1 protein-coding gene is annotated in these 585 nt (G+C 33.5%); it reads left to right on the forward strand.

Annotated features, from left to right (window positions below):
- Positions 1 to 585: IS4 family transposase (locus tag ACCC84_RS23895; protein WP_371902439.1), on the forward strand; the 585-nt coding region annotated here is incomplete at both ends.

Genomic DNA, 585 nt, shown 5'->3' on the forward strand with positions numbered 1-585 from the left:
ATGGATGCCACCATGTTTCAGGTACCTAATACTTTGGGGCATATATATCCTGGTTCAGGTGGTTGTGCGCAAACAGCTGGGATTAAAATTCAATTAGAATATGATTTACATAGTGGACAATTTCTTAATTTCCAATTAGGTCCTGGAAAAAATAATGATAAAACATTCGGAACAGAATGTTTAGATACGTTACGACCAGGCGATTTATGTATTCGTGATTTAGGGTATTTTTCATTAGAGGATTTAGATCAAATGGATCAACGAGGGACATATTTTATTTCACGCCTAAAGTTAAATACAAACGTATATATCAAGAATCCTAATCCAGCATTTTTTCATAATGGTACCATCAAGAAACAAACAGAATATATAAAAATCAATTTACAAATGATGATAGAGCGCTTATTACCTGGTGAGACCTATGAAGTAGGGAACGTTTATGTTGGAGATCAAAAAATTTTGTTTGCCCGACTTGTTTTGTATCGTCTAACCGAAAAGCAATTACGAGAACGACGGAAAAAACAAATGGAAAGTGAAAAGAAAAAAGGAAAATCGTATTCGAAAAAAAGCAAAATATTATCTGGG

Origin of the sequence: Serratia odorifera, assembly GCF_041448735.1 — a bacterium.
Taxonomy (GTDB): Bacteria; Pseudomonadota; Gammaproteobacteria; order Enterobacterales; family Enterobacteriaceae; genus Serratia_F; species Serratia_F odorifera.